General features: G+C 42.0%; 22 protein-coding genes. 9 read left to right on the forward strand and 13 right to left on the reverse strand.

Annotated elements, in window-relative coordinates:
• Positions 1 to 22: 22 nt before the first annotated feature.
• The 4 genes from KA713_13040 to KA713_13055 form a co-directional block, all read right to left on the reverse strand.
• Positions 23 to 382 carry a phosphate-starvation-inducible PsiE family protein gene (locus tag KA713_13040; GenBank protein UXE65401.1) on the reverse strand — a complete coding sequence of 120 codons (360 nt, stop codon included), beginning with the start codon at positions 380 to 382 and terminating at the stop codon, positions 23 to 25.
• 224 nt (positions 383 to 606) lie between these two features.
• On the reverse strand, positions 607 to 1,389 hold the full coding sequence (locus tag KA713_13045; GenBank protein ID UXE65402.1) for an IS3 family transposase: 783 nt from the start codon (positions 1,387 to 1,389) through the stop codon (positions 607 to 609).
• Between the two features lie 23 nt (positions 1,390 to 1,412).
• Entirely contained in the window at positions 1,413 to 1,682 is a 270-nt protein-coding gene (locus tag KA713_13050) for a transposase (protein ID UXE65403.1), read from the reverse strand.
• A gap of 515 nt (positions 1,683 to 2,197) precedes the next feature.
• Positions 2,198 to 3,274 carry a mannose-1-phosphate guanylyltransferase gene (locus tag KA713_13055; GenBank protein UXE65404.1) on the reverse strand — a complete coding sequence of 359 codons (1,077 nt, stop codon included), beginning with the start codon at positions 3,272 to 3,274 and terminating at the stop codon, positions 2,198 to 2,200.
• A gap of 245 nt (positions 3,275 to 3,519) precedes the next feature.
• On the opposite strand from KA713_13055, the gene recQ reads away from it, so the two are divergent.
• From recQ to KA713_13095, 8 genes are all read left to right on the forward strand, one after another.
• Positions 3,520 to 5,700 carry a DNA helicase RecQ gene (gene recQ / locus KA713_13060; GenBank protein ID UXE69125.1) on the forward strand — a complete coding sequence of 727 codons (2,181 nt, stop codon included), beginning with the start codon at positions 3,520 to 3,522 and terminating at the stop codon, positions 5,698 to 5,700.
• An 89-nt stretch (positions 5,701 to 5,789) separates the two neighbouring features.
• Complete coding sequence (gene purD, locus KA713_13065; GenBank protein ID UXE65405.1) at positions 5,790 to 7,085, forward strand: phosphoribosylamine--glycine ligase; 1,296 nt, start codon at positions 5,790 to 5,792, stop codon at positions 7,083 to 7,085.
• Between the two features lie 343 nt (positions 7,086 to 7,428).
• Positions 7,429 to 8,751 carry a Signal peptidase-like protein gene (locus tag KA713_13070; protein UXE69126.1) on the forward strand — a complete coding sequence of 441 codons (1,323 nt, stop codon included), beginning with the start codon at positions 7,429 to 7,431 and terminating at the stop codon, positions 8,749 to 8,751.
• On the forward strand, positions 8,748 to 9,230 hold the full coding sequence (locus KA713_13075) for a gliding motility lipoprotein GldH (protein ID UXE65406.1): 483 nt from the start codon (positions 8,748 to 8,750) through the stop codon (positions 9,228 to 9,230). The genes KA713_13070 and KA713_13075 overlap by 4 nt, the downstream gene beginning before the upstream one ends.
• Before the next feature lie 192 nt (positions 9,231 to 9,422).
• Positions 9,423 to 10,520: a hypothetical protein gene (locus KA713_13080; GenBank protein ID UXE65407.1), complete on the forward strand. Its 1,098-nt coding sequence runs from the start codon at positions 9,423 to 9,425 to the stop codon at positions 10,518 to 10,520.
• A gap of 50 nt (positions 10,521 to 10,570) precedes the next feature.
• Positions 10,571 to 12,094 (forward strand): magnesium chelatase, encoded by a 1,524-nt coding sequence (locus tag KA713_13085; protein UXE65408.1) that lies wholly within the window; start codon positions 10,571 to 10,573, stop codon positions 12,092 to 12,094.
• 1 nt (position 12,095) lies between these two features.
• Positions 12,096 to 12,782 carry an ATP-binding protein gene (locus KA713_13090; GenBank protein ID UXE65409.1) on the forward strand — a complete coding sequence of 229 codons (687 nt, stop codon included), beginning with the start codon at positions 12,096 to 12,098 and terminating at the stop codon, positions 12,780 to 12,782.
• A gap of 95 nt (positions 12,783 to 12,877) precedes the next feature.
• Positions 12,878 to 13,042, forward strand: a complete 165-nt coding sequence (locus KA713_13095) for a hypothetical protein (GenBank protein UXE65410.1) — start codon at positions 12,878 to 12,880, stop codon at positions 13,040 to 13,042.
• A 2-nt stretch (positions 13,043 to 13,044) separates the two neighbouring features.
• Here the strand turns inward: KA713_13095 and KA713_13100 are convergent, their stop codons facing one another.
• From KA713_13100 to selD, 8 genes are all read right to left on the reverse strand, one after another.
• Positions 13,045 to 13,764, reverse strand: coding sequence for a glycosyltransferase family 2 protein (locus tag KA713_13100; GenBank protein UXE65411.1), 720 nt, complete (start codon positions 13,762 to 13,764; stop codon positions 13,045 to 13,047).
• The gene (locus KA713_13105) at positions 13,761 to 14,735 is read right to left on the reverse strand and encodes a GDP-mannose 4,6-dehydratase (protein ID UXE65412.1); all 975 of its coding nucleotides are present in this window, start codon (positions 14,733 to 14,735) and stop codon (positions 13,761 to 13,763) included. The genes KA713_13100 and KA713_13105 overlap by 4 nt, the downstream gene beginning before the upstream one ends.
• A 187-nt stretch (positions 14,736 to 14,922) precedes the next feature.
• Positions 14,923 to 16,368 (reverse strand): amino acid permease, encoded by a 1,446-nt coding sequence (locus KA713_13110; GenBank protein UXE65413.1) that lies wholly within the window; start codon positions 16,366 to 16,368, stop codon positions 14,923 to 14,925.
• A gap of 71 nt (positions 16,369 to 16,439) precedes the next feature.
• Complete coding sequence (locus KA713_13115) at positions 16,440 to 17,477, reverse strand: hypothetical protein (GenBank protein UXE65414.1); 1,038 nt, start codon at positions 17,475 to 17,477, stop codon at positions 16,440 to 16,442.
• Positions 17,478 to 18,002 carry a hypothetical protein gene (locus tag KA713_13120; GenBank protein ID UXE65415.1) on the reverse strand — a complete coding sequence of 175 codons (525 nt, stop codon included), beginning with the start codon at positions 18,000 to 18,002 and terminating at the stop codon, positions 17,478 to 17,480.
• A 62-nt stretch (positions 18,003 to 18,064) separates the two neighbouring features.
• Positions 18,065 to 18,523 (reverse strand): YHS domain-containing protein, encoded by a 459-nt coding sequence (locus KA713_13125; protein ID UXE65416.1) that lies wholly within the window; start codon positions 18,521 to 18,523, stop codon positions 18,065 to 18,067.
• 118 nt (positions 18,524 to 18,641) lie between these two features.
• Positions 18,642 to 19,415: a glutaminyl-peptide cyclotransferase gene (locus tag KA713_13130; GenBank protein ID UXE65417.1), complete on the reverse strand. Its 774-nt coding sequence runs from the start codon at positions 19,413 to 19,415 to the stop codon at positions 18,642 to 18,644.
• Entirely contained in the window at positions 19,412 to 20,443 is a 1,032-nt protein-coding gene (selD, locus tag KA713_13135; GenBank protein ID UXE65418.1) for a selenide, water dikinase SelD, read from the reverse strand. Before selD ends, KA713_13130 begins: the two co-directional genes overlap by 4 nt.
• Positions 20,444 to 20,559: 116 nt before the next feature.
• On the opposite strand from selD, the gene KA713_13140 reads away from it, so the two are divergent.
• Complete coding sequence (locus KA713_13140) at positions 20,560 to 20,709, forward strand: PLDc N-terminal domain-containing protein (protein UXE65419.1); 150 nt, start codon at positions 20,560 to 20,562, stop codon at positions 20,707 to 20,709.
• Here the strand turns inward: KA713_13140 and mnmH are convergent.
• A complete protein-coding gene (gene mnmH, locus KA713_13145; protein UXE65420.1) occupies positions 20,660 to 21,712 on the reverse strand; it encodes a tRNA 2-selenouridine(34) synthase MnmH in 1,053 nt (350 codons plus the stop codon). The genes KA713_13140 and mnmH overlap by 50 nt on opposite strands.
• Between the last annotated feature and the right edge of the window lie 58 nt (positions 21,713 to 21,770).

A 21,770-nucleotide genomic window follows, 5' to 3' on the forward strand; every position in this document is an offset into this window, starting at 1 on the left:
TCATAGCCTCAGCTCTCTCAAATCAAAATTCAAATCCATTTATATGTTCGAAATCCATTATAAAAATATGTCTAACCACAGCAACAATAGCAATTTCAATAATTACATTTATGTAATTAATACTATTTTTTTGTTTGTATTCCCTTAATGATTCAATTACCTCAATTAGAATTGTAATTAATAAAACAGCAGCAATTAGACCTTGTACTGTTGAAATAAATAAATTAGCTTTATCAATTTTAGGTTCTAGAAAGTTAATTATTTCATTTTTAATAATTATTGTTCTCAAAGTGATCAATACAATTTCTACCAATGAATAAATCATTATCAGAGATAGGAGTAGTATCAATATGTTTATAGTTACTTTAATTATTCTGTCCATATAATTTTTTGCATTAAGTTTTTGGTAAATGGCTGAGAATTTTGACAGGTTGTAAATATAGATTACTGTTTTGAATTTTGCATAGTTGAACTGAAACGGAAGCGGGCTCTGCTGAGGAGCAACCTGCCAGGGTTACGTTCAACCGACTGGAATGGTCAAGCCCTGCCGGAAGCGCAGGGCTTTTCTTTTGGATCATTCCAAGAGCTTTATGCCTTAAGAAAACCTTACGCTGCATAAGCCATCGGGGTTTGATAGTTGAGCGATTGATGTGGCCTTTCATGATTGTAATCATCGACCCATTTAGCAGTTACTTCATTGGCTTGTTCAATAGAGTGAAATAGATTCGCATCCAGTACATCTTCACGGTACGTTTTGTTGAACCGCTCAATGATGGCGTTCTGCTGTGGCTTTCCTTTCTGTATGCGGCCCCATTCTATATGGTTGTTTTGCATCCACAACTGAAACCGTTTGGAGCGAAACTCTGGGCCATTGTCAGTACGGACCTTAAGCGGTTTACCATAACGTTCAATAGCCAACTCCACTATTTCAATCACCCTTCGAGCTGGTAAGTTGAAATCGACCTCAATGCCTTTGCACTGTCGATTGAAATGATCGACAATGTTAAGTGTTCTAATCCTTCGCCCATTGCTCAGCGCATCGCTCATAAAGTCCATCGCCCATTCCTGGTTGGCTTTTAATGGAATAGAGATAGGATTAGAAGGATTGTCCTTGATACGCTTACGTGGCTTTTTGCTCAACGAAAAACTTTCGTTCTCATACACCCTGCGAATTTTACTATCTCCCATCCCGGGGTGCTTTTTCTGCACCAGTTTGATCACTTTCATCCTTCCTTTCCGACTGCTGCCAATAACTTCCTCTATCGCTTTTTTTACTACGGCATCTTTGGCGGGCATTCGCTTTTGGTAATACTTTTTGGTGCGCGAACATCCCACCAGCTTACACGCCTGAGCATGGCTCATCTGGTAGTGGCCTGCCAGATACCCCAAGCCGTGTTCTTTTTGATCAGGCGCTAAAACTTTTTTGTGAGCAAATCTTTAATGGCATCGATCTCTAAACTTTGGTTGGCCACAATCTTTTTCAGTCGAGAGTTTTCATACTCAAGCTCCTTAAGCCGTTTGAGTTCGTCCACCTTCATACCGGCATACTTCCTTCGCCAGTTGTAAAACGTGGCTTCACTGATGCCGTGTTTGCGGCACACTTCGGAAACCTTCTGATCTTGCTGTGACTGTTCGTTGAGTATCCCAATAATCTGGGCCTCGGTAAAGCTCATCTTTTTCATTTGACTGTTTTGTTAGGTTAAAATTAAAAAAACTCTACTTTTAACCTGTTCAAAAAAATTCAATTCAATTTGATAAGTATATTGATTTAGTGGGGTTTGAAAACCTTGATGCAAAACCTTTACGTCTATACTCACCAATTCATAAAATACGTAAACCCTTTATTGGCGAACTAGGTGATATTTCCAATGAGGTTTTTACTATAGAAAAGATAGCGAGAATTATCCACTAGGTACAATCTGGTTTAATAAAAAAAATAGTAAGATCATATCATGGACGCTGATTAATCAAGGCGGCTACTATTTTCTAACCTTCAATTTACTGTAACCCCACCGAGGAATTTTTGGCCGCGGTCGGTCTTACTGAGCCACCCAAAGCGCTTTGGGTTTAGCTGCAGACGCTTTGTATTTTTTGTTGCGTGGATTATAACTTTCAACATTGTTCAGCAAGTAGGACGAAATTGGATCTTAATAAACTGCTCGCATCGTTGTTTTTGAGAAAAAATCAGACAGAGAGACTACAAGTAATCGCTACTGTTTGGTTTGCTCTTCAGGTCGTTCACAAATTTTCGAAAAAGGTCTTCTTTCTCTTTTTCACAAACGATCACCACATTGCCAAACGCGCCTACTAGGTACCCGTTCAAACCTTGTGTCACCACCAGTTTTCCTTTGTCTCCTTTGATGATCGAGTTTCTGGTTTCGTAGGTGAGGGCCTCCACATCGATTACGTTGTTCATGCTATCTTTTGCAGAATGCTCATACAGCGAAAGCCACGAACCTAAATCAGACCATGCAAAAGAACTCAGCCATACATACACGTTATCGGCTTTTTCCATGATGGCATAATCGATGGAAATATTTTTTACCTGTGAATAGGCGGATTGAATCGCCTCTTTCTCTTCGCTTGTGCCAATTTTATCGGCTACTTCTTCAAAGATTTCATTCATCTCGGGCAAGTACTTGGTAAAACTTTGTAAGATCGCCTTCACACCCCAAATAAAAATACCTGCGTTCCACACAAAGTCTCCACTCTCTAAAAATTTGTTGGCCAAGGTAACTTCTGGTTTTTCAGTAAAGGTCTTTACTTTTTTCAATAGACTCTTGGTATCAATAAACTGAATATAGCCATAGCCTGTTTCGGGCCGTGTGGGCTTTATGCCAAGTGTTATCAGTTTGTCTTGCGACTTGGCTTGCTCTACCGATTTTAATATCGTCTGTTGAAAGTCAGATTCATTTAAAATCAAATGATCAGAAGGCGCAACTACAATAATGGCATCTTTATTAAGCTTGTAGATTTTGTGGCTCGCATACAAAATGCAAGGGGCTGTGTTTTTGCGCATTGGCTCGGCCAAAATTTGCGCATCGCCCAATTCTGGAAGTTGTTCTTTCGTGAGTATCTTGTGCTCTTCGTGAGTCACCACAAAAATATTCTCCGGAGGGCAGATGGCTTTAAACCGATCGTAAGTCGATTGTATAAGAGTTTTGCCTGTGCCCACAACATCTAAGAATTGTTTGGGTCTTGCGTTTCTACTGTATGGCCAAAAGCGAGTGCCTACACCGCCTGCCATTAACACCACATAAAGATTTGGATTCATCCCGCCAGTCTATAAAAAATTAAAGTTACGAATTTAGGAAACTCTTTCGGTATTTATAAAACGGAAGCGCTGCAATCGTTACCAGACTGTAAAACATTTTTCGCTCAAATCACCCTGAAGCCTCCATAAGCACGATTTGCTATGTTAAAAAAATCCTCATAAAAACTTGGTGGTTAATTGAAGTTTTTATACTATATTCAATTCCTTTTTAGAAAGACATCAGAATTTAAGATACCTATTGTATGATTGTTGCAGAAGAGAAAGATGTGTTAAAAGCCAAACTCAAAGAAATATTTGGTTATGGAAATTTCAGGGGAAATCAAGAACCCGTTATTCGCAATATTCTAAGTGGCAGAAATACTTTCGTTATTATGCCTACTGGTGCAGGCAAATCGCTTTGTTATCAATTACCTGCCATGATCAAAGATGGCCTTGCCATTGTTATTTCTCCCCTCATCGCATTGATGAAAAATCAAGTGGATCAAATGAATGCGTATGGTGTCAATGCGCGCTTCCTCAACTCTACCCTTAGCAAGGGAGAAATTACCAAACTAAAAAAAGATTGTGTGAGTGGATTGGTGAAGTTGTTATACGTGGCACCTGAGTCGTTGAACAAAGAAGAGAACATTGAATTTTTGCAGAAGGTAAATGTTTCGTTCATTGCCATTGACGAAGCGCACTGTATTTCTGAATGGGGTCATGATTTCCGCCCCGAGTATCGTAAAATAAAGACGATGATTGGTCAATTGGGTGATAAGTCAGTAATCGCACTTACGGCTACCGCCACGCCCAAAGTGCAAATGGATATTCAGAAGAACTTGCAGATGGAGGATGCGGACGTATTCATGTCTTCCTTTAATCGCAAGAATCTGTACTATGAAGTTCGCCCGAAGAAAGAAACAAAGAAGCAGCTCATTCGATTTTTAAAAGAACACAAAGGCAAGTCAGGAATTATCTATTGCCTTAGCCGGAAAAAAGTGGAAGAGATTGCACAACTGTTGAACGTGAATGGTTTTAAAGCAGCTCCTTATCATGCGGGATTAGATCCGGATGTGCGCATGAAAAACCAAGATGACTTTTTAAATGAGGAGGTAGACATCATTACAGCCACCATTGCATTTGGTATGGGCATCGATAAACCAGATGTGCGTTTTGTGGTGCATTACGATGTACCAAAATCGCTTGAAGGATATTATCAAGAAACGGGAAGAGGTGGCCGCGATGGATTGGAAGGCGTTTGTTTGATGTTTTACAGTCACAACGATTTGAATAAGCTGGAGAAATTCAACAAAGACAAATCGGTGCAAGAGCGAGAGAATGCACGGGTGCTGTTGCAAGAGATGGAGTTTTATGCGGAGAGCCCGGTGTGCCGCAGAAAGCAATTGCTTCATTACTTTGGTGAAGAGTACATGGAAAAAAATTGCGGAGCTTGCGATAACTGTCTTCATCCACGCGAGCGTTTTGAAGGAATGGATTTTGTGCGCATTGCCATTGAATCGGTGAAGCAAACAGACGAGCGCTTCGGCTTGGCTCACTTAGTAAATGTAATACGCGGGGTTGAAGATGAGTATGTAAAAAGTTACGGCCATTTTGATTTGGCTATTTATGGAAAAGGCGATACGGAAAGCGAAGATTTTTGGAAGAGCGTGATACGCCAGGCATTGATCTATCAATACTTGGAAAAAGACATAGAGAATATTGGTGTTTTAAAGATTAGCAAAAAAGGAGAGGCATTCTTAAAGAAATCACACTCCATTGAGTTGGCTCGCGATCACGACTTTACTTCTGATGGCGAAGACGAAGAATCATCCGAGCGCGTAATCATCAATTCAAAATCGTACGATGTAAAATTGTTTGAGTTGCTGAAAGCCCTTCGAAAGAAGATGGCCAAAGAAAAGGATTTACCACCCTACGTTATTTTTCAAGACCCGTCTTTAGAGGAGATGGCCACTACCTACCCGACCAACAAAGAAGAGTTGGCTTCAGTAAACGGTGTCGGCATGGGCAAGGTAAATAAATTTGGAAAAGAGTTCTTGGAGGTGATCCAGAAGTATGTTGATGACAATGGTATCGAAACCGCTTCGGAGGTCGTAGTTAAGTCTTCGGTCAATAAATCGAAAATAAAAATTTTCATCATCCAGCAAATTGACCGCAAGGTAGATTTGGAAGAGATTGCTTCTTCTAAAGCATTGAGCTTTGAAGAATTGTTGACCGAGATGGAAAATATTATTTACTCAGGTACGAAGCTTACCATTGACTACTACATAGATGAAGTGTTGGACGAAAATCGCCAAGAAGAGATCTATGATTATTTCTTGAATTCCGAAACAGATAGTATTGAAGAGGCGATGGCCAATCTCAGTGACTATTCAGAAGATGACGTGCGCCTCATGCGCATCAAGTTTTTGAGCGAGTACGCAAATTAAAGAGCAGAAGAATTATTGCAGTGGGGCGGGTGGTTTACTACCCGCCTTTTTTATTGGCCTTCCCTGATTATATTTACCATTTCGTTTTTATGAACATACTTTTATTAGGCAGCGGTGGGCGTGAACATGCGCTTGCTTGGAAAATTAAACAAAGCCCGAAATGTGAACGGCTATTTGTTGCCCCAGGAAATGCCGGAACAAGTTTGGTAGCTGAAAATGTAAAGATGGCCGTTGATGATTTTGAAACGATTGGTAAATTTTGTGTTCAAAATATAATTGACTTAATAGTAGTAGGCCCCGAGGTTCCATTGGTCAAAGGCATTCGCGATTATTTTGAATCACAACCTGAGTTAAAGGGAATTCCATTGGTTGGCCCCGGAAAGATGGGCGCACAACTAGAAGGCAGTAAAGATTTTTCGAAGCAATTTATGTTGCGCAATGGTGTGCCTACCGCTCAAGCAAAAACTTTTTATGCACACCAGTTGACGGAGGCAATTGAATATCTGAAAACGTGCAAGCCCCCGCTGGTTTTAAAGGCCGATGGCTTGGCAGCTGGTAAGGGTGTGATTATCACCTCTGATTTGCAAGAGGCACAAGCAACCATGCGCGAAATGCTGGAAGGCAAAAAATTTGGTGATGCCAGTGCCAAAGTGTTGGTGGAAGAATTTTTGGATGGCATTGAGCTTTCGGTTTTTGTGTTAACCGATGGTGAAGACTATGTTGTTTTACCTGAAGCAAAAGATTACAAGCGTATTGGCGATGGCGACACGGGGCCTAATACGGGCGGCATGGGTTCTGTTTCACCTGTGCCCTTTGCGGATGCAGCCTTCTTAAAGAAAGTAGAAGAGAAAGTAATCAAGCCAACCATTGCCGGATTAAAGAACGAAAAAATTCCTTTCAAAGGATTTATTTTTATTGGTTTAATGAACCTGCCTGCCGGACAGGCAGGCGTAACAGGCGAACCGTTTGTAATCGAATACAACACTCGAATGGGCGACCCTGAAACGCAATCGGTGATGGCGCGCATTAAAAGTGATTTTTTGGAATTGTTGTGTGCGTGTGCCCAAGGAAAGTTGAGGGGAAAAAAAATTGAAGTTAATCCAGAATATGCGCTCACCATTGTGCTTGCTTCAGATGGCTACCCTGACGAATATGAAAAGGGAAAAGTAATCGATGGTTTAGCTGCGGATACCAAGGCGTTGGTTTTCCACGCAGGAACAAAAACACAAAACAACGAAGTGCTGACAGATGGCGGCCGTGTGCTGGGCATTACTGGAAGAGGAAAAACATTGAAAGAAGCACAGACCAATGCCTACGCACTCGCTGAAAAAATTAATTGGGATGGCATTTATTATCGGTGGGATATTGGGGCGGATTTGATGTGAGAGATGGCTTGCATTTTTTTAAGATTGAAAATTTTGGATCAACTGAGAAGTTAGGTACTGGCATCGGCCAACGATAGAAGTGGAAATCCCGAACTGTGCTGGATTTGTGTGCGGACGGACTTGCAACGGATAGTGCGTTGCCCTTGCGTAACTGTTCGGTTAGACAGTCGCTTCGTTTGGGCAGGCCCAGTTTTACCTCTTGCCTTTCCCCCGCCAAGGCATTACCTTTAACCTTTTAACTCTCAATACCTGAACGATGGGCTGTGCATGTGGAACGAAAAAAGGCGACAAAGTAGGTGGCTGTAAAAATAATGGTGCGTGTGGCACTGGCGGTTGCAATAAAATGAATGTGTTCGATTGGCTTTCCAACATGGATATGCCGGTGGAAGATAAATTCAATGTGGTGGAGGTTCGTTTTAAAAATGGCCGCAAAGATTTTTATCGCAATACAGATAAACTGATGCTGACTACGGGCGATGCAGTGGTGCTGGAAACCCAAAGTGGTCACCACATTGGGCACGTATCGTTGCAAGGCGAATTGGTGCGCTTGCAAATGCAAAAGAAAAAAGTGGCCAACGATGATGAAATCAGGAAAATTTATCGTGTGGCCAACCAACGCGATTTGGACAAATACGAAGAAACCAAAAAGCGCGAAAACCCAACCCTTTACCGCAGCCGCGAAATTATCAAGCAATACAAGCTTGATATGAAACTTTCAGATGTCGAATATCAAGCCGACAATACCAAAGCTACTTTCTTTTACTCTGCGGAGGACCGTGTTGATTTTCGTGAATTGATTAAGCAACTGGCAGCAGAGTTTAAAGTGCGGGTGGAGATGCGCCAAATTAGTTTGCGCCAAGAAGCAGGAAGAATTGGTGGTGTTGGCGTGTGCGGACGAGAATTGTGTTGCTCTACATGGCTAAGCGATTTTAAAAATGTGGCCACCAGCGCTGCCCGTTATCAAAACCTCTCGCTCAACCCCAGCAAACTTTCTGGCCAGTGCGGCCGATTGAAATGTTGCCTGAATTATGAGTTGGAGACATACATGGAGGCGTTGAAGTTTATTCCCGAGGTGGAACGGCCTTTATTGACCGAACAAGGAGAAGCTCGCTTGCAAAAGACTGACATCTTCCGCAAGATCATGTGGTTTGGTTATAAAGAAGACAACAATTGGTATCCGCTCGATGTAGACCGTGTGAATGAAATATTAGCCTTGAATAAAGAAGGTAAAAAACCTGCAACCTTGAAGGTAGATAAAGAAGAAGTTCGTGCTCCACTAAGTGTACTCAATAGCGACTTGGAGACAATGGACAAAAAATTCAAGAAGACAGGAAAAAGTAAAAATCAAAACCGCAATCGCGATAACCGACCCAACCGGCCGCAGAATCAAGCTGGCGCCAACCCAACTAATCGGCCATCTGGACAAACGCAAAACAGACCAGAGGGACAAAACCAAAATGCATCCCGCGGCCAAAACCCAAATCAAAACAGGCAGGGGGGGCAAAATCAAAATCGTAATCAAAACAAGCAAAGCGGTCAGCCAAATGGTGGGCGCCCCAATCGCCCGAACAACCAAAACCAAAATAGAGACCGAAACAGAAATAATCCTCCGCGCAACCCCAATCAAAAGCCTGGCAATACCAATACTCCAGAAAATCCTTCATGACCAAAGTAGTTTTAGCATTGTTGACTGGTTGCTTATTTTTTGCAACCGCCTGCGACTCCAGCCGATTGTATGAAACCAACATGGAGTTTAAAAACAGAAGTTGGAATGTCAGCGAGAAGGTTTCGGTGGAATTTGAAATTACTGATACCGTTCAGCGTTACAACGTATACCTCAACGTACGCAATTCGTTGGATTACCCCTACTCACGGATTTTTGTTAATTATACGTTACAAGACTCAACCAGTGCGAACCTAGAAAAAAAAATGATTGGCGAAAATCTATTCGATCAAAAAACAGGCGAGCCATTTGGCCAAAGTGGCATTGGCGATTTGTACGACCATCAATTTCCCATTCTTTCGAATTATATTTTTCACACAGCGGGTAAATACAAAATCACCTTTGAGCAATTTATGCGGCAAGATACTTTGCAGGGTGTGATAGCAGTGGGGGCGAGAGTTGAAAGTGTTGAAACAAAATAATCGTAGCTTAGTTGGGGGTCACAATTTGATCATAATTTTAGTGAAGAGCTTTGCAAGAACATAGATGAAGTAAAGTTTAGCCCAAAAGAAACAGATTGCGCAATTATTTGGTTAATTAACTACAAATGATCCCAACTGGTTCTAGCCTTTCCGGGAAGACTAAATTGTAAACATAAAATCACAAATTAAAGAATGCTTGGCCACCGGTTTTCAAAATTCACCCCCCCACCCGATCAAGAGAAGAGCGATTTCGAACGATTGCTGAAGATTTTCATGCAGTTGGTATTGATTACGGCCGGCAATGTGGGCGAGGCATTGCAATGGCTCACCGAAGTGGACAAACAATATGGTCTCACCAACGATAAGTATGGAATGGGCGATTTTATTGAAGACCTCAAAAGAAATGGGTACATCACCGATGAAGGACCCAAGGGAGAATTCAAATTAAAGGCAAAAGCCGAACAGAACTTACGTGAGCGCGCCTTGGAAGAAATTTTTGGGAAACTAAAAAAAACAAAAGGGGGAGATCACAAAACTCCGCACAGTGGCCGTGGCGATGAAACCACCACCGATAGACGCGAGTATGAATTTGGCGACTCGGTGGAAAACATTTCAGTTACTGATTCGCTGCGCAATGCCCAAGTGAACCATGGGCTAGACGATTTTCTAATGACTGAAAATGACCTGGAGGTGATGGAGAACGAGTTTAAAACCCAAACCTCCACCGTGCTGATGATCGATATTTCTCATTCCATGATTTTGTATGGTGAAGATCGCATCACTCCAGCCAAAACCGTTGCCATGGCCTTGTCTGAATTGATCACCAAAAAATACCCAAAAGACACGCTGGATATTTTGGTTTTTGGTGATGATGCGTGGCAAATTGAAATCAAAGATTTGCCTTACCTGCAAGTGGGGCCGTATCACACCAATACCGTGGCGGGGCTTGAGCTGGCGATGGATATTTTAAGGCGTAAAAAAAATAGCAACAAGCAAATTTTCATGATCACCGATGGCAAGCCCACGTGCATCAAGCAAGGGATCAAGTATTATAAAAACAGTTTTGGGCTTGATCAAAAAATATTGAACAAAACCCTTGACTTGGCCACGCAATTGCGGAAAATAAAAGTGCCTGTTACTACTTTTATGATTGCCACCGACCCCTACTTAAAAACCTTCGTTCGCGAGTTTACAAAAGCCAACAACGGCAACGCCTACTACAGCAGCTTAAAGGGCTTGGGCAATTTGGTGTTTGAAGATTTTAAGAGAAACCGAACTAAAAATTTATAAGAGGCAATTTCCTAACTACTATATTCTAACTCCTAACTACTTATTCTAGAATGAACAAAAATGAAAATATCAAAACACTGAGCGAATTAAAAAAGGCAGGCTACCAATACAAAACCATTAAAGAAGAGCTTAGGCAAAACCTGATCGCAAAACTGAAGAAAAAAGAAAATGTGTTTGAAGGAATTTGGGGCTATGAAGAAACGGTGATACCCGATTTGGAAAGAGCGATTTTAGCTGGCCATGACATCAACTTATTGGGTTTGCGCGGGCAAGCCAAAACGAGGTTGGCGCGGTTAATGGTTCATTTGCTGGACGAATACATTCCTGTAATTGAAGGTTCCGAATTAAATGATGATCCGCTGCATCCCATTTCGCACTATGGAGTGGATAAGGTAAAAGAGTTGGGCGACAACACCCCCATCACATGGCTTCACCGCGATGACCGCTACACCGAAAAATTGGCCACACCCGATGTATCGATTGCCGATTTAATTGGTGATGTAGATCCAATCAAAGCTGCTTCTTTAAAGTTGCCGTATTCAGATGAGCGGGTGATTCATTTTGGTTTGATACCTCGCTCGCACCGCAGCATTTTTGTGATTAACGAATTACCAGATTTGCAGGCACGCATTCAAGTGGCGCTTTTCAATATTTTACAAGAGGGCGATATCCAGATTCGCGGTTTCAAACTCCGATTGCCGTTGCAAATTCAATTTGTGTTTACGGCCAACCCTGAAGATTACACCAATCGCGGAAGCATTGTTACACCATTAAAAGACCGCATCGATAGCCAAATCATTACACACTATCCCAAAACATTGGAAATCGGAAAACGCATTACCCAACAAGAGGCCAACATTCACGCAGACCAAAAGAAACTAATTTCAGGTGCCGAGATCACGAAAGATTTAATCGAGCAAATTGCCATTGAAGCGCGCAAGAGCGAATTTGTGGATGCCAAGAGTGGCGTATCTGCCCGGTTAACAATTTCTGCTTACGAAAATTTGATTGCCGCAGCCGAGCGCAGAGCATTGATCAACCAAGAGAAGAGTACTGTTATTCGCATTTCTGATTTTGTTGGGGTAATTCCCAGCATCACAGGCAAAGTAGAATTGGTGTACGAAGGCCAACAAGAAGGCCCTGGCATAGTAGCGCAAAACTTGGTTGGCAAGGCCATTCGGACACAGTTCATTCAATATTTTCCAGATCCAGAAAAGTTCAGAAAACAAAAAGAGAAAAGCCCTTACAAAAAAATATCATCCTGGTTTGGCGATGGCAACAGCCTTGACCTATTGCACGATATGCCCAATAGCGATTACGAAAAAACATTGAAGTCAGTGCCGGGATTAGCAGACTTAGTGAATGAATACCATAAAGCACAAGACATTTCCATGAAATTGTTTTTGATGGAATTTGCCCTTCATGGTTTGGCGGAATACAGCCTCATCAGCAAACATAACTTGAGTTCGGGTTTACAATTTAAAGACCTGCTGAGCAGCATGTTTACCATGCCCACGTTTGACGAAGACGATACTGAAGAAGATGATGACTTGATGAGCGGACGCCAGAATTAATATGAATCACCTGCACCTCAAAGACCTCGAGGCAATTGAGCTTGATGAAGATCAATTGTTTGAGCTGCGACAGTTAGTGGCGGAAGGAGAGGGAGGGCAACTAGAGTTTAAAAGAAGAGCGAGTGATCCCGGTCGGATTGTGCGTGAGTTGATTGCTTTTGCCAATACCCACGGGGGCACATTATTGGTAGGGGTAAACGATGACGGGGATATTTCCGGGGTCAAGTTTCCAGAAGACGAATCGATGGGTATTGTGGAAACCTTACAAAAATCTTGCAGGCCACCATTGGTCTATCATGAATCCGTTATCGCACTTTCAGAAACCAAATTCATTATTCGGTATGATATTCCGCAAAGCGACAAACGTCCACACTTTTTTGTGGATAAAGGTCTTACAGAAAGCTATGTACGAGTGAACGACATGAGTATTAAAGCTTCCGCTGAGATGCAGGAAATCATTAAGCGGTCGAAAAAGAAAAAAGACATACGATTTGCCTATGGTGAACATGAAAAATTATTGATGACTTATTTGGCAGAACACACGACCATCACTCTTGACAAATTTCGTGCATTGACCAAACTAAATCGCTTTAAGGCATCGCGTAAGCTGATTTTATTAGTGCTGGCAAATGTGCTTAAGATAACCGCCTCTGAAAAGGGGGATATTTATTCAATGCCCTTACGTTAAGACAGCAACTTCGGTGATTGATTATAACGGTTAGCTTTGTAAAACAGCAAAGCCCCAGGGCAGTTGGTTGCCTGAAGTACACCATCAGCCGGGTCATGCAGCTTATAAAACATCGTGCAGAATTGTTGGGCTATCATTTTGAAGGCGAAGAACTAAATACACTTTACGAAAACTTTTTGATCGTAGCAGACGAAAAGGGGAGTGTAGATAACGAAGACTTGCAAGTGTTAGTGGGAAATATGCCTGTATTATCTCGTTAACGCTAATCACGATTTTTAAACAGGAATCTAAAATATTGGAGGGTTGTTTTAAAAACCTTCATCTTCGATTGGCCTTGGCGCTTGCTTGAGTGCAACCGCATGGGCACTTCTATTACTTCTGCTCCTTGCTTTATGCATTTCACCAAAATTTCTAACATGCAAATAAAACCCGTCTCGGCTATTAGTGCAGGGCTTGCTTTTTTAATCGTTTGCAAAATAGAAAGGCTATATACCCGATAGAATGAACTTAGCGTTAGCACTTGTACATTAAACAAAAACCGAAAAAGGAAATTAGCACACGCAGATGTAAACTTTCGATAGAACGATGTTTGCTCAAAGCCTCCACCTTGTGCATAAACGGAGGCCAGCACTAAATCGTACTTCATTTTGTTCAGCATCAACATCACAGGTAATATCGAAAGATCAGAAGTGCAGTCGGCCTCTAAGGTGACTACGCAATCTGAATCTGATTTGCTCTCATTCAAAATCCATTCAAAGCCGGTGTTGAAGGCAGCACCCGGTCCACGGTTGATGCCGTCTCCCAAAATAATGAACAAGTTATCTTTAAATAAATCTTCAATAATCGCTTTGGATTGATCGGTTGATCCATCATCCGAGAAAACAAAAAACGCTTCCTCGGGCAACGAAAAATCAGCTAACTCGCGGTAGAGGTTGGGGATATTTTTCTCTTCATTAAAAACGGGAATCAGAAAAAAAATCATTTGGTCTGATCTATCTCCTTTAGTGTGATGCGAATGGCTTCGGCCAATTTTACTTGTGGTGCATATCCAAGAATAGATTTTGCTTTCTGTAAATCGGGTATTCTTCGCTGAATATCTTTGTATTTACCGAAAACTTCACTCATTGGCACAAATTTGATCTTCAATTTTTTTCCGGTATTGGCAATTTCGTGAATCAACTTGGCAGTATCCAAAACAGACAATTCTTCATCATTGCCAATGTTTATCAATTCACCGACTGCTTTTTCACTTTCTAGAGCGAGCACCGTGCCGTTCACCAAATCGGTGACAAAACCCATTGATCGTGTTTGGGTTCCATCGCCATGCACCACCACTTCTTCATCATTTAAAATAGCTCGGATGAAAATAGGCACATGCCCGCCACTCCAGGCAAAATTTGATCGAGGACTGAAGCCTCCAAAATAACGAATTACTACCACAGGCACTTTGTGGTCGTTGTAATAACCAAAAGCAAGTTGCTCCCCATACAATTTAGAAACAGCATAGCTCCAGCGTTTAATCATACTGGGGCCGATAAGCAAATCACCATCTTCATTAAGTGGCAGATCAGGCGACATGCCATACACATCAGAGGTAGAAGCAAACACCACTTTGCAGCCCCACATTTTAGCCACTTCAAAAACATTTTCAGTGCCTTTGGTATTCACCATGAGCGTGGGCAGGCTAATGTCCTTCTCTGAAATTTTCTTTACCGCAGCCAAATGAATGATCGTAGTAACATCTTTGGCCAAAATTTTAAGCGTATCAAAATCAAGGATATTAACGCGATAGAATTTGAAATTAGGATTTTTTACGCTGTTGGATAGATTGTTCATGCTTCCGTACGACAGGTCATCAATCCCAGTAACGGCATAGCCTCTTTCCAATAAAATTTCTGACAAGTGAGAACCGATCATCCCGGCAACGCCTGTAATTAATACATGATTATGCACGTTATTGAATTTACTTGAAGTCTATGAAAAAACTTTTAAATATACTATGACATAAACAAAGTAAAGTAAGGATTAGGTACTGATTAGATTAATACTACTCGCAATCGCAACGACCACAGAGTGAATTATATATCGCCTACAGTATCTGACGATTGGTTTTTAGAGGCGAAGTTTTTGTGCCAAACCATCAGCCTTTCCTCAGCACGCTGTTTCTTTTGCTGTATCCAAAATAAATAATTAACCCGAACAACAACCATCCAAAAGCCATTAGTTGTGTTTTGTAGTCTAAACCGACAATAAGAGCGGTACAGATAATTGCACCTAATGCCGGAATCAATGGCACTAACGGTGTTTTAAATGGACGAACTGCATGGGGATTTTTGATCCTCATCACCCAAATGCCAACGCACACCAGTACAAATGCGAAGAGTGTCCCAAAGCTTGTTAGGTTTCCTACCAAGCTCTCCGGTAAAAAAGCACCGAAGGGTAATACGCAGAAAAGTAAAATCAAATTCGACTTATAGGGAGTTCTAAATTTTGGATGCAAGTCTGAGAACACCTTTGAAATGAGGCCATCTTTTGACATGGAGAAGAAGACCCGCGATTGCCCCATCAGCATGACTAGAATGACCGAAGTAAATCCGGCCAGTATCGCCACAGTGATCAGCGGACCAAGCCATTCATACCCAATCATATATTTATTGATTGCATAAACTACGGAAGCTTCGCGTCCTTCACCCCTAAATTCTGTCCAATTGGCAATGCCCGTAAGAACGTGTGAAAACAACACGAATAAAATAGTGCAGATTATAAGTGAACCCAAAATGCCAATCGGCATATCGCGTTTAGGGTTTTTAGCCTCTTGGGCGGCTGTGGAAACCGCGTCAAAACCAATAAAAGCAAAAAATACAATTCCTGCTCCACCTAAGATTCCTCCCCAGCCGTGGCGATTCCATCCTTCTTGTCCAGGCATGGTTTCGGGTATTGTAAAAGGTGTATAATTTGCATCGTTTATAAAGCCCCATCCTAAAAAAATAAAAACCAGAACGATCGAAACTTTTACAAACACAATGATCGCATTAATAAAGGCGGACTCTTGCATTCCTTTAATGAGAATTAATGTAACTACTATCAGAATGATCACTGCAGGTACATTGATGATTCCGGTAATACCGTCTATGGATGTTTCAAAAGGTCCATGGCAAAATTCATAAGGTATTGCCCCGCCCAGCAAACTGTTTAAATACTGACTCCATGATATTGCTACCGTTGCCCCCGCAAGTGCATATTCCAATACCAATGCCCATCCAATGATCCAGGCCATAAACTCGCCCATGGTTACATAGGCATAGGCATAAGCGCTTCCTGCAATGGGTATCATGGACGCAAACTCTGCGTAACATAATCCAGCAAAGGCACAACCGATTCCAGCAATAATGTACGATATAACAACTGCCGGCCCCGCTGCATCTCCTGCCGCTGTAGCCGTGCGAACAAATAGCCCTGCACCTATGATTGCGCCAATGCCTAATGCAATAAGATTCCAAGGTCCTAATGTGCGCTTAAGGCCATTTCCAGAATCACCTGTTTGTGCCATCAATTGCTCAAGGGGCTTCTTTATAAATAAACTCATGAAGAATTTGTTAAGTAAATATGAAGCCCTAAAAGTAAAAAGAATAATGGATTAAGGAAGGGGTATTTTGATTAGGCGGCTTTTATTGACTTTACTTTTTTATAGATGGCGCGGCCTTCGGCAAAGGAAAGATAGGGGACACCCCGTTGGTGATTTTGTTTGCTAACGAGATAAAGATTCTTCCAATGGGTGAGCAGATCGGCCATGCCACGCCAAAGACTTGCGCCAGGGTGGTAGATGTGGGCAGGTTCTGCACCACATCCATTCAGTTCCACAATTTTTACGTTGCCGTTTTCTAAATCCTTTACTGATGCGCACCGCAAATCAAATCGGCCAAAATAAAAACCCTTGATTTGCTTGCTGATGCGGTCAAACGATTCGGAAAGTTGGGGGGTAATCAAGTGATTGGCATTCAAAAATGTAGTGCCCAAGCAATGGTTGCCGATCGAAATAAGTTCAATCGCTTCGCCTGGCTTTAGAATATGGTTCCATTCCGTTTTATACTTTTCTGCAAGAATGTTCCATTGAATTCTGGCTCGATCATTTTCTTCAATCAATTGACCAAGGGTTTTGTGCCCATCCCCAACAACGCTTAAAAATTTTTTGCCTGTGATGGAATTTACAAACCCGTTTTCCTTTTGGGGAAAGCGTACATAATACACACCAAACTCTAGGGGCAGCTCCACCAGTTCTTGTGCAATAAAATCAATGCGTATTTCAGATAGGTATTGATCAATATCTCCGATTGATTTTATCTTACTTACCATCCACCCTCGTTCGCCTAAATCGGGTTTGAAGATGACGGGCAACTGCAACTGATTTTGATTTAACAGCGCTACTACTTTTTCTCTTGAAGCAGTGGCCTCAATCAATATCGTTTTCGGTTTTACCAAATCAGGAACCAATTGAAGCACCTCGTATTTCGATTCGCCCATCATGCCACCAGTGAGAATGCTGGGGTTGGAGGCGGAGAAATAAAACAGCGAGCGCTCTTTGAGGGCATACCAAATCCAAAGAAAAAAAAGCGGAAGTTGGATGATGCCAAAAGGCCAAAATTCCCAGTGGAAAAGTTTTGTTTTAAAATTTTGCAAAGCAACCAACCCACTCACTTAACGATTGATTGGGGCAAGCGCACCTCCTTTTTTATAACGAATGGTTGAAACGGCCACACCAAAATCGGGCGGCAGCGTGATGTGAGGGGACACCTCGTGTACGCCTATTTTCATAATGGCCATGTGATGCACCGCGTGTTCGATATTGTAGGTCAGCTCGCGCCAGTAATTGGTGGCAATGGAAATACAGCACTCATCACTGGTATGGTAGCCCACCTCCAATTGCAATGGCCGATCGATTTGTTGGAGCGAAATAAAGTGGTGGATGCGCGAAAGGTTATTGAGGGCAATAAAGCGATCTGTTTCGATCAATTTATCGTGGCTTCGCTTGTCGTAGTTTACAATCCCTTTTTGATACCCCTCTTCCAGGCAGATAAAAAATTCAATGGTGTGGCGCAAATGCTGCCCTAAGGTAGAATAGCTCAATGCCTTGGAAGGCTTTGTAAAGTCAGCGTCATTCAGTTGGCCAACTAAGTCAGAAAGTTGCTTTAGTATTGCTAAGCAGGCGTTGGTGAGTTGCATGAAATTGCTTTGCAGTAAAGTTATAGTAAAATTAACATTCCATGGTTTCCGTTCATCTGATTTTAGGGCAAGAACCGCTTCCAGTTTTGATCACCCTTGGTTTTTAAGGTCTTTTCGTTCTTGTTCCAATCTTTTAAGGTATTGTTGCCCCAAAAGTTATAGAACAAATAAACTTTGCCGTCAATTATTTTAAAGGTCTCGGGGTCAATTTTAACTTTCTCGCCCGCTTCGCCCATCGCGTAAGCACACCAACCCCCGTAGGCTGGTTCATACTTTTCTGGGTTGGCTTTAAACTTTTGCTGGTTGGTGGCATTGGCAAAATGGTAAGTAATCCCTTGATGGGTGAGGTTGATTGCGCTTTTTCCCTCCAGCGGCTTACCATCAAAGTAGCTGACAGGATCATATCCTTCAATGGCAATATTTTTTTTGGTATTGAAATGCTTTATGCGTTCGGCCTGTGTTTGGGCAACCGAAAGTTTGTTTGCAACCAAAAGACATAGAACGATTGATAGGTTTTTCATGGATTTACTTTTTGAAGACTCTATAGCTGCTTTAACTCACGCGAGGCAAAGATGGTTGTTTCCAATTCATCGTTTTGTCACCTACACGGCAAATTAGAACAAAGAAAAGCGAATCAGCCTATTTCAATCGAATGGCCACTAAGGCAGGCCAAAGTTTGCCCGTAACCAAAACCAATTTGCTCTTGGGTTCGTAAGCGATGCCATTCAACACATCGGCATTGGGGTTGCCCGGATACACTACCTCGGCCACTTGGGTTAGATCTAGTGTACCTACAACTTCGCCATTGGCAGGATTGATTTTTACAATGAAATTGGTTTGCCATACATTGGCATAAATGAAGCCATCAATGTATTCCAATTCATTTAGGTTGTTAATAGCTTTTCCTTTTTCTGAAACCGTTATTGTCTTTTTCACGGCCAACGTAAGTGTATCTAAAAAGTATAATTTCTCTGTGCCATCGCTCGCAATCAAATTTTCACTGTTGTGGGTGATACCCCATCCTTCGCGGTCATAGTTAAACTCGCCAATCTTTTCATAATTTATGGAGTAGATGAATCCCACTTTGCTTTTCCAAGTGAGTTGATAAATCTTGTTGTTTAGCACCGTGATGCCTTCACCAAAATATTGTTTGTCTAACTCTACTTTCTTTTCTTGTTTGCCCGTAACGATATCCACTTCGGCAATCCAAGAGGTGCCGTTTTGACCAGTACTTTCCAATAGATTTCCTTGCTCCACCACCAGCCCTTGTGTAAAGGCTTTGGCATCGTGCGGAAAAACTTTTACGATAGTATAATCAATCAGAGATGTGTTGCTTTCTGACTTGCTTTCTTTTTTTGAGCCGCAACCAAAAATCAATAGCGCCAATGCAATAAATAAACAATCCTTCATCATCGAATATGGATTAATTTTTCGTTCTGCTTTACCAGTTTTCCAAATGACTTTAGAGAAAGTCCTAAATCCTTAGTGGATTGTTCAAATGCATGCGCGTGTTGCGGATCAACACACACCAATAAGCCACCACTTGTTTGTGGGTCTGCCAAAACGGCCCGCTGCATTTCGCCTAACGAGCCAATTTTGCTACTGTAGCTATCCCAATTGCGTTGCGTGCCCCCTGGCATCGATTTTTGTTGTAGATAGAAATCTAAAAAATCAAACTTCGGCACTTTGTCAAATTCGATCTCTGCCGATAGCCCACTGCCCTCGCACACTTCGGCAAGATGACCGAGCAAACCGAAGCCAGTTACATCGGTCATGGCGGAGATGTACGCTAGCTTTCCAAAAGCAGCACCGGCTTTGTTGAGCGTTAACATCGTGTCAACGGCTTTTTGTAGATGCTCTTCTTTTACAATTCCCTTCTTTTGGGCGGTGGTAACGATGCCGATGCCCAACGGTTTTGTTAGGTAAAGTAGTGCGCCTTCTTTTGCTGTATCATTTCTTTTCAGTTCTTCATTTTTCAGCTTGCCTGTTACAGCAAGGCCAAACACGGGTTCGGGGCAATCGATACTATGACCACCAGCCAAGGGAATGCCCGCCTCTGCACAAATTTTTCGGCTGCCTTCCAATACTTGCTGCGCTACCTCTGTTGCTATTTTGTTGATGGGCCAACCCAGTATGGCAATCGCCATTAAAGGTTCGCCACCCATGGCGTACACATCGCTTATGGCATTTACAGAAGCAATTGCACCAAATGTAAACGCATCATCTACGATGGGCATAAAAAAATCGGTGGTGCTTACAATGCACGTTCCATCGCCTAAATCAAATACGGCTGCATCATCTTTTGATTCATTGCCAACCAGTAAAGAAGGAAAGTTTGCTTTTGGCAAAGCCGAGTGAAGCATGGTATCTAATACGGACGGGGAGATTTTACATCCACAGCCAGCACCGTGACTGAATTGAGTGAGTTTTATAGACTCCATTGATTAACGATAAAATAATACTGGCAAATTAACCATTTCAAATTCAATGTGTTGATTTGTGCATGATGTACTTTCAAAACCTACTGATTGCAATATTGGTTTCATTACATTTAGTATTGGCTTTATTTCATGTTTATGATTTGTTTACTAAAAGCCGGAGAAATCAAAAATTTCTTTGGATGATATTTTTATTCACTGTTCCCATCATCAGTTTTTTTATTTACCGGAATACAATGAAACGACATCGATTTGGTTCTTTATTTTGAGGTCAATAATTTGTTTAGCAAAATTCTTGCTACTTTCTCCATTCCAAAACATGGACGCCACAACACGGCTTGATTTATTCTCTAAACTACTTGAATAATATTTATCGTAATAGGTCAACAAAATATCGATGGTGGTAAAGGCATCTCCCGCCAACCATTTTTCTTTGGCCGCTTTGTAATGTTGCCCCCCTAGCCGCTTGGTGATTTTATCCATACACGCCAAAAATTCTTCTTGGTCGGCATGGCCATATTCGTTTACCAATCGCTGGATGCGTACTTCTTTCGGCACGTCCATTTGGACGACTGGGCTGTTTTTCATTTGCGTCCAGAAAGTAGGTGGTAAAAAAACTTTGCCAATGGTGATGGATTCATCTTCAATCCAAATCCTTTTTGATAAATCAAGTTGAAGAAGTTCTTCAAACAAGTTGTTGTGAAATTGTTCGGTGGTTGGCTGAGGGGGCATCATCAGGGCACCAAAGGCTGATCCTTTGTGGTTGGCCAAGTCTTCTAAATCTAGAATTTGCTCGCCAGCGGATTTTAAAGCTCGCAACACTTCACTTTTGCCGCTGCCTGTGCAGCCACCAATTAAAATTAGCTCAAGGGGTTGGCTGAAATAATCAGCGGCAAATTGACGGTAGGTTTTATAGCCCCCCTTTAGGGTATGGCATTTTATTTTTGCCATGTTGGCAAATTGCGCAAAGTTGTTGGAGCGCATGCCGCCACGCCAGCAATACACTAACAATTCTTTTCCATTTGAAATCCTTTCTGCTTCATCAACAATACAGGCTAAGCGCGGGCCCACCAATCGGAAACCCTCTTTGATGGCAATGGCTTGACCTTGTTGTTTGTAGGCCGTGCCCACAATTACGCGTTCTGCATTGTTAAGCAACGGGATGTTTGCAGCCGATGGCACATGCCCTGTTTGAAACTCGCCTTCGGAGCGAACATCCACCAAAGGCAATGTAGGTCGTAGCGAAAAAAATTCTGGAATAGACAAAGGCATTGCACAAAGGTCGTTAACTAATTGACAGTTGGCAATTAAACAATTAACAAAGTTACGG

It is taken from the genome of Chryseotalea sp. WA131a (assembly GCA_025370075.1).
Taxonomy (GTDB): Bacteria; Bacteroidota; Bacteroidia; order Cytophagales; family Cyclobacteriaceae; genus ELB16-189.